This window comes from Maribacter stanieri, from assembly GCF_900112245.1.
Classification (GTDB): domain Bacteria; phylum Bacteroidota; class Bacteroidia; order Flavobacteriales; family Flavobacteriaceae; genus Maribacter; species Maribacter stanieri.
In genome coordinates this window covers 1,660,289-1,675,550 of sequence record NZ_FOYX01000001.1, presented here as the reverse complement: position 1 = coordinate 1,675,550, position 15,262 = coordinate 1,660,289, and the positions used below count along the sequence as shown (strand labels likewise).

The window sequence follows — 15,262 nt, the reverse complement described above, 5'->3', positions numbered from 1 at the left end:
GTTAAAACTATCACTTCAAGAATTTGAATCAAAACAGGCAAAAATTAATAACAGAAATTAGTGAGAAGATAAACCTTCAAGAATGTGCCATTTTTTGCGGAGCTGGAATCTCATTAGATTCTGGGCTTCCAATTGTAACTCAATTTCTCAATTATGTGCTTGAATCTATAAATGTCGAAAAAACAGATATTGAAAAAATTCTAAACTCTAACCTGCCTTTTGAATCATTTATACAAACGATAAAAGAAGAATCAAGTATTGACCACATTCTAGACATTTTTTCAAAAGGAGAACCGAATACAAATCACTTATTCATAGCTGAGTTAGTAAAGCAAGGAAATCTGAAAAACATATTTACAACAAACTTTGATACTCTCATTGAGAAAGCTATTAAAAATAAAGGACTTGTTGAGAATGTAGATTTTAAAGTATATAAATCCGAGAAAGATTTTGAAAATATAAAGTGGAATGATAATAAAGTCAAAATTATCAAAATTCACGGTTGTATTTCTGATAAAGAAGAAATGGCAATTACTCTAGAATTGGTAGCAAAACAAATATTAGTTGAAAATAAAAATAATGCTGTTGCATCTTTTTTCTCAAAAAAAATAAATCCAAAAATCATTGTTTTAGGTTACAGTTGTTCAGATGTATTTGATATTAGTCCTTTAATAGAATCAATCGACAACGACAAAAGTGAAGTATACTTTATAGAACATTCACAATCCCAATTAGATTTTAATCAAGAAGAAATATCAAAACAAAACATTAAAAACCCTTTTAAACAGTTTGTTGGCGAGAGATTTACCATTAACACAGGTTTATTTATTAATGACTTATGGGAAAGTCTTATATCAATAAATTATGAACATAAAACATCAAATATTGATTGGAAAGTAAATATTGATAAATGGTTGGTAGAAGCCTGTGAATATTCTATAGGTCTTAAAAATCAAATTTCAGGAAGAATTCTTTATGATATAGGTCAATATAAAACCGCTATTAAAATTTGGGAAAAAGGATTAAATATTGCTCAAAAAGAGAACAATCAAATCTTTTTTTATAGCCTATTAGGAAATATTGGAATGGCACAAAATTCTCTTGGGAATTATAAAGAAGCAATTTCTTGTTTAGAAGAATCTGTAAACGCTTGTCGTGAAAATGGGAATAGTCAAGGAGAAGTTTCCCAACTTCAAGCACTTGGGAACATCTACAGAAACATACGCCAATTTGACAAATCTCTTAATGCCTTTCAAAAAGCCGTGAAAATTGCGGAAAAATTTGAACCAGAAAGCTTGTGTTCAACATTAGGAAATCTTGCAACAGTTTATAATCAAACTGGAGATTACAATGAAGCTATTAAGGTTCTTAACAAAGGAATTGTACTAGCGAATTCAGTTGGAGGAAAACAATCAGAAGGCAGTATGTTGGCAAGTTTCGGAATTGCTTACTTTCAGAAAGGTGATTTTGATAAAGCACTCAAGTATACAACTGAAAGTATAGAAATCACAAGATTAATCGGAGATAAAAATGGAGAATGTTTGTCACTACACAATTCATCTAACTTTTGCCTACAATTTGAGAAATATGATGATGCAATAAAGTATTCAACAATATCACTAAATATCGCAAAAGAAATAGGAATCAAACCAAACATTGCATCTGCTTATTATAATATTGGAACTTCAAATTTTTTCAAAGGAGAAATTGAATTAGCAATTATAAATTTAAAGAAATCAATAAATTTATATACGAGCCTTTTTGGAAAAGAACATCAACATACGCTATCAGCTATTAAAACATTAGAAAGAGTAGAAAAATATCCGAATTCTAATAAAATGACTAAAATGAACTTAAAATAGTAAAAGAGCAGTAGCTAACAACGTATATAAAAAATAGCGGTTTAAGTGCTTAAACAAAAATGAATTATATAAATTTAATGCCAGTAATAATCTGAAAAGTTCGTGGTTAAAAATCCGCTACTTTTCATATACAAGACCGTTGTAAACAATTTCGAGCATAAATGACGAAAAAAGAAATTAAAAACATTCTGAAAACTGAATCTGGAGTTATCCTATTAGAAAAGGAATCTGAGCAATCTTTTTTTGAATCGATTTTAAACAACACTGTTTCGTTCATTTCTGCTATATATTTCCTAACAAGAAAAAACTCGATTCTTTAATTCTGACTGAAAAAAGAATTTTACTAATAGTGCGGAACAAAATTCAACTTGAAAAAAAGTTAAATGGAAATGAATAATTGACATATAACGGTGTAAAATCTGCATTAGAAATAACTGACCAAAATGAAAAATCTATCATTAGACTGAATAAATTGCGAGTGAGTTATGAAGAGGGAAAATTAATAAGACAAAAACTAATAGAATTTGACAACAGAACTGAATAAAAAAACGGTGTACAACAATGTATAACCGCAATTACGGCGGATTCGACTACGTCCGAATCCACTCGGAATTGCTAACGTCTGTGCTAAACCGAAAATTAACGCATATAAACCCGTAACTGACGGTTATACGAGACCGTTATAGGCAAAGAAAAAAAGTATATGAATAAAATCGGAATAATTGGTGGAATTGGACCTGAATCAACTATCGAATACTACAGATTGTTGATAAAGACATTTAGAGAGAGATTGAACACAAATCAATATCCAGAAATTCTTATTCAAAGCGTGGATATGACAGAAATGCTTAATTATGTTTTTACTAATCAATTAGATGAATTGGTAGCGTTTCTAAAAAGTAAAATCAAAATATTAGAAAAATCCAATGTAGATTATATTGCATTAGCATCAAATACACCTCATTTAGTTTTTGACAAACTAGCGGAATCTGTAAACACGAAAATGATAAGCATAGTTGAGGAAACGTCTAATGCAATAAAAACCACAGGAATTAAAAAAGTTGGTTTGCTAGGAACAAAATCAACAATGAGCAAAGGATTTTACCAAAAATCAGGAGAAAAAAATGGAATTAAAATAGTAATTCCAAATGAGGAAAACCAAAACTATATTCATGAAAAATATATGGGTGAATTAGTTTTTAACAAAATTGTTCCCGAAACAAAAAAGCAACTCATTAGAATAATAAATGAATTACAAGTCAATGAAAATATCGAAGGAATTGTATTAGGCGGAACTGAATTACCACTAATACTTGAACAAGAAGATTTTGACAAGTTAAAAGTGTTTAATACGACTAAAATTCACGTAAACGCTATTTTGAACAAAATGCTGAACTGAAATAAACTCTGCCTATTACAACGGCTATACTTATTTGCTTAGTTCTGTGCATCTTTTGAAAAATCTCCGATTTTCCAAACTTGGCTTTGTATTTTTAAAGTTGAGTGCTAAATTGTCGCAACTAAGCATAGCCAAACCATTGATAGTAATTTAAACCTAGTCTTTTAGCAAGCTATTAATTGAGTTTGAAATAAATTTCTCTTTATTTAATTTTATCTCTTTTATTAGAAACTTCTTTTCCTCCGTTAATTGAAAATACTTTTCTGCCCATAAATTAATTTCTACAATTACCGGAATTAAATCTATACCTTTTTGGGTCAATTGGTATAGTACTTTGGCTTTACTATCAGGATGTTCCAATTTTTCAATCAAATCATTCTTTTCAAGCATTAGTAATCTAGCCGCTAAAATATTTGTTGAAATTTTCTCTTCAGATTTTAAAAAATCTCCATAAGTAAATCTTTTATTAAACATTAGGTCTCTAACTATCAATAATGACCATTTGTCTCCCCAAACTTCAAGTGAAGAACTTATGGGACATTGAGACCTTCTTTTTGGTGCTTTCATAAAATTTAACGCAAATTCACTTGCGCAATGCAAGTAGATTGATTTATATTTACACTTGCATTTTGCAAGTAAAATACAAATATAAAAGAATAATTATGAAAGAGAATGCACTTACAGTTCATACTCAATTTGCAAACATTGATAATAATCAAATTGCGTATAGAAAATTTGGTATTGGACAACCATTAATTTTACTAAATAGATTTAGAGGAACATTAGACACTTGGGACCCTTTATTTCTTGATTTATTAGCAAAACATAATACCGTTATTACCTTTGACTATTGTGGTATTGGCTATTCTGAAGGAGAATTACCTTTAGCTATTAAAGATGTTGCAAATGATGTTATAAAACTTGCAGACTATCTAGATATAGAACAATTTCATGTTTTAGGATGGTCTTATGGCGGCTGGGTAGCTCAGTATACGATGTTTCTAAATCCTTCAAGAATATTAAAAACTGTTATAATTGGTAATAATCCCATTGGAAAAAATGAGTTGCCGTTTAAGAAAGAGTTCTTTGAAAGAGCATTAAAACCAGTAAATACTGATGACGATTTTGTAGTGTTGTTTTTTGAGCCAAGCTCAAAGAAAAGTAGTACTGCGGCAGAAAAATCTATGCAGCGAATAGCAAAAAGATTTGACCTTAGTAAAGTACCTTCAAGCCAAGAAGTATTCAATAGATATTTTGCCTCAAAAAATGCGATTGCTGAAGACTCGGATAATTTTAGAACCGCATATCAAAACACAAACATTCCTATTTTGGTTTTATCTGGTGATAATGATATCTCATTTTCGTTAGAAAACTGGTATCCAATGCTTGGCAAAGCGCCAACATTAAGGCTCATTGTCATGCCAGAAGCCGGCCATGCTCCGCATTTTCAATATCCTAATGAAACTAACTCATACATTAAAGCATTCTTTGAAGACTAAGCATTATCAAACAGACTTTGAGAATATGGGAAATAAAAACTACTACCAACACAACCTTTAAACAATACGGGCTTCGGGCTTAATCGAAAGGTTTGCGTATTTTTATGAAGTCCGCAAAATCTTATGGATTTTGCTCAGGTCAAGAAAAAATAAAACAACCAATAAAATTTCGCTATGTGCGTGGCGGAAAGCAAACGCTAGTTTGCTACCGAACTGTTCATAGCTCAACCGTTAGCACCATTATAAAAAATGAGGATAACATCGATAGCAGTATTTTTAATTCTCTTTATTTCCTGCAAAGAAAACAAAGGAATCACTACCATAAATAAAGAGCAATCGGCAAATAAGAACATCATAAAACCTGAATTTCAGTCAATTATTGATTCTTCTGATGTTATTGGTTCAATATTAATTTACGATTTAAACAAAGACATATATTATTCAAATGACTTTGAATGGTCAAACAAAGGAAATTTACCAGCATCTACATTCAAAATCGCAAATTCAATTATCGGACTTGAAACTGGTGTGATTGAAAATGATAGTGTCATATTTAAATGGGACGGGGAAAAAAAATGGTTAAAAAATTGGGAACAAGACCTAATTCTTAGAGATGCTTTTCAATTTTCTTGTGTTCATTGTTATCAAGAAGTTGCAAGAAAAATTGGTTCAAAAAGAATGAACGATTATGTATCCAAACTTAACTATGGGAATCTAGAAATTGACGCTACCAATATCGATAAATTTTGGTTAGAAGGAGCATCAAGAATAAGTCAAATGCAACAAATCGACTTCCTGAAAAGGCTTTACAATTTTGAACTTCCTATTTCAAAAAGAACTGAGAGTATAATGCGAAATATTATGCTCATTGAAGAAACTGACCAATATAAACTTAGTGGGAAATCCGGTTTATCAAATAATAACGGAGCATACAATGGTTGGTTTGTTGGGTTTGTTGAATTTAAAAACGATACTTACCTATTTGCCACAAATCTGGAGCCTAAAAAAGAGTTTGATTTCGATTCTTTCATTAAAAAAAGGTTGGATTTAACTCTACTTGGTCTTAGAAAAATGAATGTTCTAAAATAAATACTGGTCTAACTATGGCTATAATAATGCGGGATTTAGGTTTTTACGTCAAGGTCTATGTATATTTATGTGATCACAAAATCTTTGGGATTTTGCTTAGCGCGTAGCTGGAAATCCGTCAGATTTCTGCACCCCACTAATCATAGTCCAGCCTTTAGATAAAAGAATCTTGAATGAACGAAATAAGAAGGTTTATTGAAAATATAACTCCAATGAACAATTCTGATTGGCAGTTTTTTTCCTCAAAATTGCAAGAGGTAAAACTCAAAAAACATTCTATTTTATTAAATTTTGGAGAGATTGAGAACCATTTAACATTTATAACAAAAGGGATAGTCAGACTTTATGTTCCAAGAGAAGAATTCGATTTAACTTTTGGTTTTTTATTCGAAAATGAATTTGTTACAGGTTATGATTCATTTTTAACACAAGATCCTTCTGAATACCAAATTGAAACTTTGACAGAAACCATTCTTTGGAAAATTTCCCGAGAAGACTTACAAGAGGTTTATGAAAGAACAAACAGCGGAAATATTATTGGACGTAAAATGGCTGAAAACATGTTCTTAATAAAATCAAAAAGAGAACTTTCTTTATTAAGTAAAACAGCAGAAGAACGATATTTGGACTTATTCTCTGACCGACCAAAGTTACTCCAACAAATTCCATTAAAATATATTGCCTCTTACATTGGTGTTACTCCGCAAGCATTAAGCAGAATAAGAAAACGCATAACTTAACTTGGGTTCATTGTTTTCAACAGAATGTATTTTGAAATTTGTATTTCAATAATTTAGAAAAACATGAAACCACTAATTGTACTTTTATTAAGTTTTACAATCTCGATTTTCTTAATTAAAATTATCAAAAAAGAGTATGATTTTGCCTTATCAGCAAGAATTGCAATGTCGATAATGCTTCTTTTTACAGCAATTGGACATTTTGCATTTACAAAAGGAATGTCAATGATGATACCTAAAATTATTCCTTTCAAAGAAAGTATAATTTACCTATCCGGAATATTGGAAATACTATTAGCATTAGGTTTAATAATTCCTAAATTTCAAATAGTTTCTGGATGGGCACTTATTGTTTTTCTCCTGCTAATGTTACCTGCCAATATATATGCTTCTTTAAATCATGTGAATTACCAAAAAGGAACATTTGACGGAAACGGTCTTATTTATTTGTGGTTTAGAATCCCATTGCAATTCCTGTTTATCATTTGGGCTTATATTAGTGCAATCCGTATTTTTGAGTAAAGAAAAGCCAGTAGGTAATAAGCAAACACTAGTTTGCTCCCGTACTGTTCAAAGCTAAACCGTTGTAGCAAATATGAAAAAACTAGATTTCGATTTTATACCATTAGGAATTTCAATAATCCTGATTCTAGTTTCATTAGTGATGATTTCTACTTCCAATTATGCTCTAAGCTTAAAACACTACATCGGAATTGGATGCGTAATAATTTCAACCTATTTCTATTTTAAAAACAGAATGACTTACTATGTCGTTTATGGCATAACTCTGCTGGTTGGGATTTTCGGGCTTTTGGATTTTTACTATTCAACTTTCAAAGTTGGATTAGGAAGTTTCGGAATTAATCCGATTTCAGCTGGTCTTTTAATATTACATATAGCGCTAGTATTTCAAATTGTGGATAAATTGGATTCAAATAAATAATCTGATTTAACTCCTATGCTCAAACCTGCGTATAACAAATACTTGCTACAATACAACCTAAACGTAATGCGGACTTTTGGGCAAAACCGAATGGTCTGCGTATATTTATTAAGTCGCTAAATCTTATGGATTTAGCCTTGCAACAAGAAAAAATACAACTAAACCCGCCCGAACGTGCCTTTTCGATACGGGCGGGCAATAAGCTTTTGCTAAATCGTTGTGCTTCATGATGACCAACCAATAACCAATGATAAAATTCTTTAGAAAAATTCGTCAAAAAATGCTGACTGAAAATAAATTCAGTAAATATTTACTTTATGCTATCGGTGAAATTATACTTGTTGTGATTGGAATATTAATCGCTTTACAGATTAATAATAACAATAATTACAACGAACAAAGAAGTCTAGAACAGGAATATTTATTATCTCTACAAGCAGAATTTGAAACAAACCTGAATAAAATAAATGCCTCTATTCAAGAAAATGAGCTGCGTATTCAGTCACTTGAATATCTATTGACTTTATTTGACAAAAATGTACTTGACACAGTCAATAGTCAAATAATTTCTCAAAAGTTCGCACCTATTTTTGGTAGTTCAATTGGCTATATACCAGCAACAGGAGTTTTAGAAGATATCATTAGTTCAGGTAAGCTAAATATCATTTTGAATAAAAGCTTACGACAAAACCTAGCCTCTTTTAATAGCTCATTGAATCATTTAAACATTCAGTTAAATGCAATGGATTTCACAGAAGATAAATTGCGTACTATTTTTTATAATAAGGGAAGTGTACGAAGACTTGTGATGGATATAGGATTTAAGGATTTTGATCGCGAGTCGATTTCCGAAAAAACAGATAACAAAAGATTATTCGAATCAGCTGAATTTGAAAATTATCTATTAGCCTACTACCTATCGGCTAAAGCAACGAATGGACCAAATCTTTTTGGACGTGTAAAAGCGGAAATAGAGAACACTATAAAAGAAATTGAGAAAGAGCTCGAAAAATAACAAAAGCACGACTCCGTGTATAACCAATTGATTAGTTTGTGTGTACCCAGAAAATCCTTCGGGTTTTTCTAAGATTCGGTTTCCTTTTGTTAAATTAGTTGTACGAGGCTCGCAATTAACATTATACTAACCGTTGGCAGAATAAGAAAAACCACAGAACTAATCAAGAACATATGAAAATATTAAAGAAAATAGGAAAGTGGTTTTTGGTTTTACTGGGAGCACTTATTGCGTTTATTTTAGTTGTATTGCTAATAATCCGAATCAATAGCTCTGGAAACGAAGAACCTTTTTTAGACGAAAAGGGTAATGTGCTTCCGAATAGTATTGCTATGCACGAGGATATGACCATAAATGGAGTGCCACAAAGGGTTACTATTAGAGGAAAAGACAAAAATAATCCCGTGTTACTAATAGTTCATGGAGGACCGGGCGCACCAATTTTACCTATAATTTATAAACTCACGGGAGTTGATTTGGAAGATATATTTACAGTTTGCTATTGGGAACAAAGAGGCTCTGGACTAGCCTATAACGATAGCATAGCTGATTCGTCCATTACCTTGCCCCATATAGTAGCTGATGGTTTAGAACTATCAAATCATTTAAAAAAGACTTTCAAAAAAGATAAAATTTACATCGAAGGTATATCTTGGGGAACAGCGGTAGCAGCTTATATGGTTCAAAAACAGCCTGAATTATATCACGCCTATATTGGTAGTGGTCTAATGGCGAATCTATCACTTTCAGAAGAGTTATCTTATGAATTTGCACTGTCAGAATCTCAAAAACACAATGATACCATTTCAATCAATCAATTAAAACAAATTGGAAAACCACCATATGTTAAAAACTCAAAACATTCAGTTACCGAAGCCTTTGAAATAGAACGACAAATTGTAATGAAGTATGCACCGATAAAATTAGATACCGATTTTAAATTTATTAAAAGTATGTTTTTAGATAATGGGTTGACGTTTAAGGAAAAATTCACTGATATGATAAATAGTCCCGAAACCTACTATCCTGCCGCTAAGATTTTGGAATCTACAGCTATTGATATGAATTTAATGCGTGATATTCCAGAATTGAAAGTGCCAATTTATATATTACAAGGAGACAATGACCATTTTACCGAAACGTCTGTAGCAAAAATGTATTTTGATTCCATTATTGCTCCATCTAAAAAATGGTTTCTATTTGAAAATGGAACGCACGGAGTACAGGTTGAATATCCAGAAAAATATCGTTCAATATACATCAATGAAATATTGGGAAAATAATTCCTATCGTAAGTAATTGCCAACACTAAGCCTTGGCTATTTTTGAAAAGTCACCAAAATTAAAAATTTGAGTAGAAAAGAAATCATTTGGTTAGTTGGTACCGCTGGACTTTTTTTAGTCTTAACTCTAATCCTTTTTGGAATAGAAGGATTTAATATTAATTCTACTTTCGATATAAATATTCATGATACTTATTTTGTTATTGCCAATGTCCATTTAGTTTTACTATTATTTGTTTTCATTTTTTTTACGGTTTATCTACTAAGAGCCGTTAGAAATAGGTTTAAAAATATTACGGCAAATCTCATATTGATAATTGTAACAATTTTGGTCGCAGCAGTTCTTGGGAAAACAATTGGTATGCTAGATTTTTTTAGTGGACCTCCCAATAATGAATCTGTGGTTGGAAACGCACTTAAAATTATATCACGAATTCTATTTACAGTTCAGATAGGACTTTTAGTATTACTAGCTTATTCTGGATTCAAAACTGGGAGAAATTACAACGCAGAAAAAAACACTAAGCACAAAAATTAAACCTAATCTGGAGTTTAAGGCAAAACCGAATGGTCTGCGTATATTTATTAAGTCGCTAAATATTATGGATTTAACTTTAGATAAAACAGTAAATGAACCAAGAACTTTAGCATAGCGCGTAGCTAGAATTCCGTTAGATTAAAAAGTCGTACTCATTATAGCGCAAGCGCTAAACCCTATTAAAACAAAAACTATGAAAACAATACTAAATATGATGAATAAGCTATCATTTTTAATTTTATTTATAGTTGCGTTAATTGGTTGTAAATCAAAAAGTAAAGAGTCTACTAAAAATGACCAGAAGTCTACTTCTCAAAACACCATTTCAGTCGTAATTGATTCTATTAATTCAGAAATAAATAATGGGGATTATGGGTTAATTGACCGCTTTATGGTCATACAAAATGATGAATTATTGGCAGATTTTAAATATAAGCAGGACTATGAAACCATTGTCCAAAAATATGACACAACCAATCATCAATATAATTTCAATAATATAGATTGGCATCCATACTACAAACAAACTGAATTACACACCCTTCAATCTGTATCTAAAAGTATCACCTCAATCCTTTTCGGTATTGCGCTAGATGTAAACGAAGATTATAATGTGAGTGACAAAGTAATGCCTTTGTTGACTGGTTATGATACTGATTTTTCAGATAAACGAAAGCAAAACATATCAATTGAAGATTTATTGACGATGAGAAGTGGATTAGATTGGAATGAAGAGACGGATCATAATGATACTACAAATGACTGTTTTAGGTTAGAATCAAGCGACAATTGGATAACGTATGTGTTAAGCAAGCCTATGGATACCATACCAGGAATAAAATTCGTGTATAACGGTGGTGGAACTGTGCTTTTAGGTAAAATCATTAGAACCATTACCGGCAAACGAATCGATAAATGGGCAGAAGAAAAATTATTTGAGCCACTAGGCATTACAGATTACTATTGGAAAGAAACACCTGATGGAGAAATTGATACCGAAGGAGGTTTATATCTTAAGGCAGAAGACTTGGCTAAAATTGGCTCATTGTTTTTAAACAAAGGGAAATGGAACGGTAAGCAAATTGTATCTGAAAATTGGGTGGCAACATCCACAAGTCCTTTACTTAAAAATGTAAAACCACAATGGAAAAGTGTAACGGGATACGGGTATCAATGGTGGGTTCCTGAATATACTGATAATGGCGAAACCAATATTTATTCTGCCAACGGATATGGAGGTCAGTATTTAATGATAACACCAGAACATAATTTAATAATTGTCTTTAATGGTTGGAATATTAATGGTGAGCCAGAAAAGTCAACTTATAGAGTTTTGCAAGACAGAATACTACCAGCACTTAAGCATGAATAATTGAGTATAGCAAAACCTAAACGGATTGCGGGCTTAGTGTTTAATTTAAAGGTTTGCTTATTTTTTATGGTGATCGAAAAACCTTTGAAATTTTACTTTTTAGCGAGATAAAGAAAATTTAAACATAAATATTTTGTTATGTGCGTGGCGGAAAGTAAATGCTAGATTGCTCCCGTACTGTTCATAACTAAGACGTAGTCAGTAATACCAAATACCAATTTGAAAACAGAAGCGTCTACCGTACTTATCGAAGGGTTAGAATCTGCCGCAGATTTTTATTTGGAAGAAGAAAAGGACAGATTATTGGTACCTGATATGATGGCAGGAAAGATATATTCGGTACCCCTTATAAACTAGTATTAAAAAACCGAGTTCAACGGACTCATCCAAATCTCTTTAAACATTTATACAAAGAAATTTGGATGAGCTAGAACAATACCTAATAGCTTACTTTAGACTTGTTATCTAACTTTTCTTCTATTAGCGGATACAAATCATACGTAGGGTAAATTTCAGATTTGAATGCTTTCCAAGCGGTTTTTTCTATTGCCAAATTCACATCCCTAAGTTTGGATGCCGGTAACTCCAATACCACCATTTGACCTATACCCATTACTACATACCAATTAACGACCGATACACCTTCTGGAGGAAAGCTTTTGTAAAACCCTTGTTTATTTCTAACATCTTCAATCTCACTTAGATTCATAGATTGATCATGTTTTAAGAAAATGGTTAAAAGCATTTTCTCCGTATCCTCTTTATTTCCATCGTTCTTGACAGTAGATTGGGCTTGGGTAAAATTTGAAATGCATAACATAACCAATGCGACAAAAAGTATATTTTTCATAAGGTGTATTTGTATAAAATATTAAGTTATAGATTCTTCTATTTTATAATTTTTAAAACTGCTTCTTTTTCCATTATTTCTGAAAAGAGTTACTTAAATACTAAGTTTCGCTTCATCCGAAGGTAACTATTATCTTATCTGAATTCTATAATAAATTGTGCGTTGTATATCACAAATGTGGCATTCCCTCTTTGCATATGTAACTATCAAGTCCGTAAAAAAATTCACAATACTAAGAACAACTATAAGTGTATAAAGCTTATTAGTTCTAATAACTATAAGTCTTACTCAGACAAACATAATTGACCATATGCAACACCAGTAGCATTCATTGCTACATTGATTATAGTCTTTTGATTAGGATCTCGTTTATATTTACTAACATAAATACCAAAGAATGACGTACTATTTCAGCATACAAAGGTTTACCAATAAAATTATATTACTACTCATTTTAATAGGAACAAGTACTGTTTTCGCACAAACGAATATTCCAAAACAAGCAGATAGGTTACAGCAGTATTTAGGGTTCTGGGTCAGTTCTATTGATCATACAACAGATAGTATCGGCAAAACACCCCTTATAAAAATGAACAATTATCCTAAAATAGATAATACCGCAATGTCAGTTGATGTATTTCAAAAAGATGGCAAAACATACAATCATACTTTAACAGAACTTATTGGTTACGACACAAAGACCGATTCAATTTTCGCATTGGGTAAAAGTGCACAAGGTGATATGTTCTTGGGTAAAGGAGGGTTTACCAGTGATACGGATTGGATAATGAAAGATCGCGACTTTACAGGTAAAGAAACTATGACGGTTACTTTTGATTTTAAAAATCAAACCGATGTTCATTTAAAGGGAGTAAATCCACAGAACGAAATTCTTTGGCAAACCCGATATATTAAGAAAAATCCAAAGGATAAAAATATTGGTATTCAACTGGTTTCCGTTCATGAACAAATGCAGCAAAACCCAAAAGAGACACTGAAGTATCTTGATAGAATGGGCTATAGTTACATTGAAACCTTTGTGTACAAAGACCGCTCTTTTTATGGATTATCTCCATTTGATTTTAAAAAACTGGTAGAAGATAACAACCTAAAATTTACGGGATCCATGACGTTTTACGATCTCCCTTCCGATGATAAACAGGCTTGGGAAAAAGCGATGCAATGGTGGCAAAAATGTATAGAAGACCACAAACAAGCAGGTGTTGAATACCTTACCATATCTAACAATCAAATTAAAGAAATCACTACCCTTTCTGAACTTAAAAGGTATGCTGAGTATTACAATGCTATTGGTAAACTTTGTAAGGAAAGAGGGATTCGATTTGCCTACCACAATCACTCAGATGAGTTTAAGACTATAGAGAACAAGGTCGTTTATGACTATTTCTTAGAAAACACCGATCCGGAATACGTTAGTTTTCAAGCCGATTTGTATTGGATGCATTTTTCAAAAGTTGACCCAATTGATTACTTCAAAAGGTATGAAAACCGATTTATAAGCTGGCACGTAAAGGATTATGAAGAACTCGGACAGAGTGGCAAAATGGATTTTGAGCTTTACTTTACATACGCAAAAGCCGCAGGTCTTAAATACACTGTTGCAGAAGTAGAAGCCTTTAATTACCCGGTATGGTATAGTATCAATTCTGCATGGAACTATTTATACTTTAATATACTATAACAAATCACTTGCAACACCTGACTTTATGAAAACCAGAATTTTACAATTATTATGTTTTATCATTTTAACTTTCAATACTATGGCTTTTGCCCAAGATCAATTTAAGGTGTTGTTATTCACGGTACAGGATACTTGGCATTATGAGTGCATACCTAGTGCGGTAGATGCTTTCCATAAAATGGCGGCAGAACAGCAGTTTAAGTTTGATTGGACGCAAAGTCCGGAAGATCTCGCCAAAAAATTACCGTCTTACGATGTAGTTGTATTTTTAAATGCCAATGCAGACAATTTAACCAATGAACAGATTGAAGTTCTAAAAGCCCATCTAAATAATGGTAAAGGCTTTGTGGGAGTCCATTCCACTTCTGATAGTGAGATTAGAAATACTTGGTTTGATGATCTTATTGGTGGAGTTTTTAAAGACCATCCCCAATTTCAGGCAGCTGTGCTTACCAATCATGATTCTAATTTTCCATCAAACTTACACCTACCGGAAAAGTGGCTGTGGAGTGAGGAATGGTATAATTTCAAATCCTTAAAGTCCGATGACATAACAGTACTGCTTTCCGTAGATGAAAGCACCTATGATTACCAAAAAGGGTATAACCAAATACCGCTTGAAGGTATGGGCAATAACCACCCTATAGCTTGGTATCAAATATACGACGGAGGCCGTTCATTCTATACAACGCTGGGTCATAAACCAGAGGCTTTTAAAAATAAAATGTATTTAGACCATCTATTCGGTGGAATCTATTGGGCTGCTAAAGGTAAGAAAAAGCAATAATGATAGGTTCATATTAATAGATTTTTTAATACTTTACTCCTCTTAGAATGTATTATTGGCTGTTTTCATTAATGTTCTTCCTTTTATACTTTTTGGATTGATCATTAAGCCAACTGGAGAAACCGGAATGCTTATAATATTAACTTCATTTGGATTCCGATTATTCTAAATTTGATGGTTCAA

At 31.9% G+C, this 15,262-nt stretch carries 16 protein-coding genes; 14 read left to right on the top strand and 2 right to left on the bottom strand.

The features are described from left to right. Positions 1-23 precede the first annotated feature (23 nt). Positions 24-1,862, top strand: coding sequence for a tetratricopeptide repeat protein (locus BM296_RS07145; protein ID WP_091902451.1), 1,839 nt, complete (start codon positions 24-26; stop codon positions 1,860-1,862). Positions 1,863-2,565: 703 nt separating this feature from the next. Continuing rightward, positions 2,566-3,261 (top strand): aspartate/glutamate racemase family protein, encoded by a 696-nt coding sequence (locus BM296_RS07140; RefSeq protein WP_091902449.1) that lies wholly within the window; start codon positions 2,566-2,568, stop codon positions 3,259-3,261. A 156-nt stretch (positions 3,262-3,417) separates the two neighbouring features. On the opposite strand, the gene BM296_RS07135 is transcribed toward BM296_RS07140, so the two are convergent. Further along, complete coding sequence (locus BM296_RS07135) at positions 3,418-3,828, bottom strand: winged helix-turn-helix transcriptional regulator (RefSeq protein WP_091902447.1); 411 nt, start codon at positions 3,826-3,828, stop codon at positions 3,418-3,420. Between the two features lie 95 nt (positions 3,829-3,923). On the opposite strand from BM296_RS07135, the gene BM296_RS07130 reads away from it, so the two are divergent. The 10 genes from BM296_RS07130 to BM296_RS19295 all read left to right on the top strand — a co-directional run bounded on the left by BM296_RS07130 (position 3,924) and on the right by BM296_RS19295 (position 12,097). Further along, on the top strand, positions 3,924-4,760 hold the full coding sequence (locus tag BM296_RS07130; protein WP_091902446.1) for an alpha/beta fold hydrolase: 837 nt from the start codon (positions 3,924-3,926) through the stop codon (positions 4,758-4,760). A gap of 249 nt (positions 4,761-5,009) precedes the next feature. Next, positions 5,010-5,849, top strand: coding sequence for a class D beta-lactamase (gene blaOXA, locus BM296_RS07125; protein ID WP_091902444.1), 840 nt, complete (start codon positions 5,010-5,012; stop codon positions 5,847-5,849). Between the two features lie 173 nt (positions 5,850-6,022). After that, positions 6,023-6,589 (top strand): Crp/Fnr family transcriptional regulator, encoded by a 567-nt coding sequence (locus BM296_RS07120; RefSeq protein ID WP_091902442.1) that lies wholly within the window; start codon positions 6,023-6,025, stop codon positions 6,587-6,589. A 63-nt stretch (positions 6,590-6,652) separates the two neighbouring features. Beyond that, positions 6,653-7,111: a DoxX family protein gene (locus BM296_RS07115; RefSeq protein ID WP_091902440.1), complete on the top strand. Its 459-nt coding sequence runs from the start codon at positions 6,653-6,655 to the stop codon at positions 7,109-7,111. A 73-nt stretch (positions 7,112-7,184) separates the two neighbouring features. After that, positions 7,185-7,532, top strand: a complete 348-nt coding sequence (locus BM296_RS07110) for a hypothetical protein (protein ID WP_091902439.1) — start codon at positions 7,185-7,187, stop codon at positions 7,530-7,532. A 247-nt stretch (positions 7,533-7,779) separates the two neighbouring features. After that, positions 7,780-8,547 carry a DUF6090 family protein gene (locus BM296_RS07105; protein WP_027064866.1) on the top strand — a complete coding sequence of 256 codons (768 nt, stop codon included), beginning with the start codon at positions 7,780-7,782 and terminating at the stop codon, positions 8,545-8,547. Positions 8,548-8,720: 173 nt separating this feature from the next. Then, positions 8,721-9,830 (top strand): alpha/beta hydrolase family protein, encoded by a 1,110-nt coding sequence (locus tag BM296_RS07100; RefSeq protein WP_091902437.1) that lies wholly within the window; start codon positions 8,721-8,723, stop codon positions 9,828-9,830. A 67-nt stretch (positions 9,831-9,897) separates the two neighbouring features. After that, positions 9,898-10,368, top strand: coding sequence for a hypothetical protein (locus BM296_RS07095; protein WP_091902435.1), 471 nt, complete (start codon positions 9,898-9,900; stop codon positions 10,366-10,368). A 193-nt stretch (positions 10,369-10,561) separates the two neighbouring features. Then, positions 10,562-11,740, top strand: a complete 1,179-nt coding sequence (locus BM296_RS07090; protein ID WP_091902434.1) for a serine hydrolase domain-containing protein — start codon at positions 10,562-10,564, stop codon at positions 11,738-11,740. Positions 11,741-11,959: 219 nt separating this feature from the next. Further along, entirely contained in the window at positions 11,960-12,097 is a 138-nt protein-coding gene (locus BM296_RS19295; protein WP_218157867.1) for a hypothetical protein, read from the top strand. 82 nt (positions 12,098-12,179) lie between these two features. Here the strand turns inward: BM296_RS19295 and BM296_RS07085 are convergent, their stop codons facing one another. After that, a complete protein-coding gene (locus BM296_RS07085) occupies positions 12,180-12,590 on the bottom strand; it encodes a hypothetical protein (protein ID WP_027064870.1) in 411 nt (136 codons plus the stop codon). Between the two features lie 397 nt (positions 12,591-12,987). Here BM296_RS07085 and BM296_RS07080 point away from each other — a divergent pair, with 397 nt between their 5' ends. Beyond that, positions 12,988-14,292 (top strand): sugar phosphate isomerase/epimerase family protein, encoded by a 1,305-nt coding sequence (locus BM296_RS07080; RefSeq protein WP_091902433.1) that lies wholly within the window; start codon positions 12,988-12,990, stop codon positions 14,290-14,292. A gap of 25 nt (positions 14,293-14,317) precedes the next feature. Then, complete coding sequence (locus BM296_RS07075; protein ID WP_091902431.1) at positions 14,318-15,079, top strand: ThuA domain-containing protein; 762 nt, start codon at positions 14,318-14,320, stop codon at positions 15,077-15,079. The last annotated feature ends 183 nt before the right edge of the window (positions 15,080-15,262 follow it).

Bases quoted from the DNA above. Each gene is read 5' to 3' on its own strand.
- BM296_RS07120 (WP_091902442.1), top strand. From the start codon at position 6,023: ATGAACGAAATAAGAAGGTTTATTGAAAATATAACTCCAATGAACAAT.
- BM296_RS07085 (WP_027064870.1), bottom strand. From the start codon at position 12,590: ATGAAAAATATACTTTTTGTCGCATTGGTTATGTTATGCATTTCAAAT.
- BM296_RS07135 (WP_091902447.1), bottom strand. From the start codon at position 3,828: ATGAAAGCACCAAAAAGAAGGTCTCAATGTCCCATAAGTTCTTCACTT.
- BM296_RS07140 (WP_091902449.1), top strand. From the start codon at position 2,566: ATGAATAAAATCGGAATAATTGGTGGAATTGGACCTGAATCAACTATC.
- BM296_RS07110 (WP_091902439.1), top strand. From the start codon at position 7,185: ATGAAAAAACTAGATTTCGATTTTATACCATTAGGAATTTCAATAATC.
- blaOXA (WP_091902444.1), top strand. From the start codon at position 5,010: ATGAGGATAACATCGATAGCAGTATTTTTAATTCTCTTTATTTCCTGC.
- BM296_RS07080 (WP_091902433.1), top strand. From the start codon at position 12,988: ATGACGTACTATTTCAGCATACAAAGGTTTACCAATAAAATTATATTA.
- BM296_RS07115 (WP_091902440.1), top strand. From the start codon at position 6,653: ATGAAACCACTAATTGTACTTTTATTAAGTTTTACAATCTCGATTTTC.
- BM296_RS07100 (WP_091902437.1), top strand. From the start codon at position 8,721: ATGAAAATATTAAAGAAAATAGGAAAGTGGTTTTTGGTTTTACTGGGA.
- BM296_RS07130 (WP_091902446.1), top strand. From the start codon at position 3,924: ATGAAAGAGAATGCACTTACAGTTCATACTCAATTTGCAAACATTGAT.
- BM296_RS07075 (WP_091902431.1), top strand. From the start codon at position 14,318: ATGAAAACCAGAATTTTACAATTATTATGTTTTATCATTTTAACTTTC.
- BM296_RS07105 (WP_027064866.1), top strand. From the start codon at position 7,780: ATGATAAAATTCTTTAGAAAAATTCGTCAAAAAATGCTGACTGAAAAT.
- BM296_RS07090 (WP_091902434.1), top strand. From the start codon at position 10,562: ATGAAAACAATACTAAATATGATGAATAAGCTATCATTTTTAATTTTA.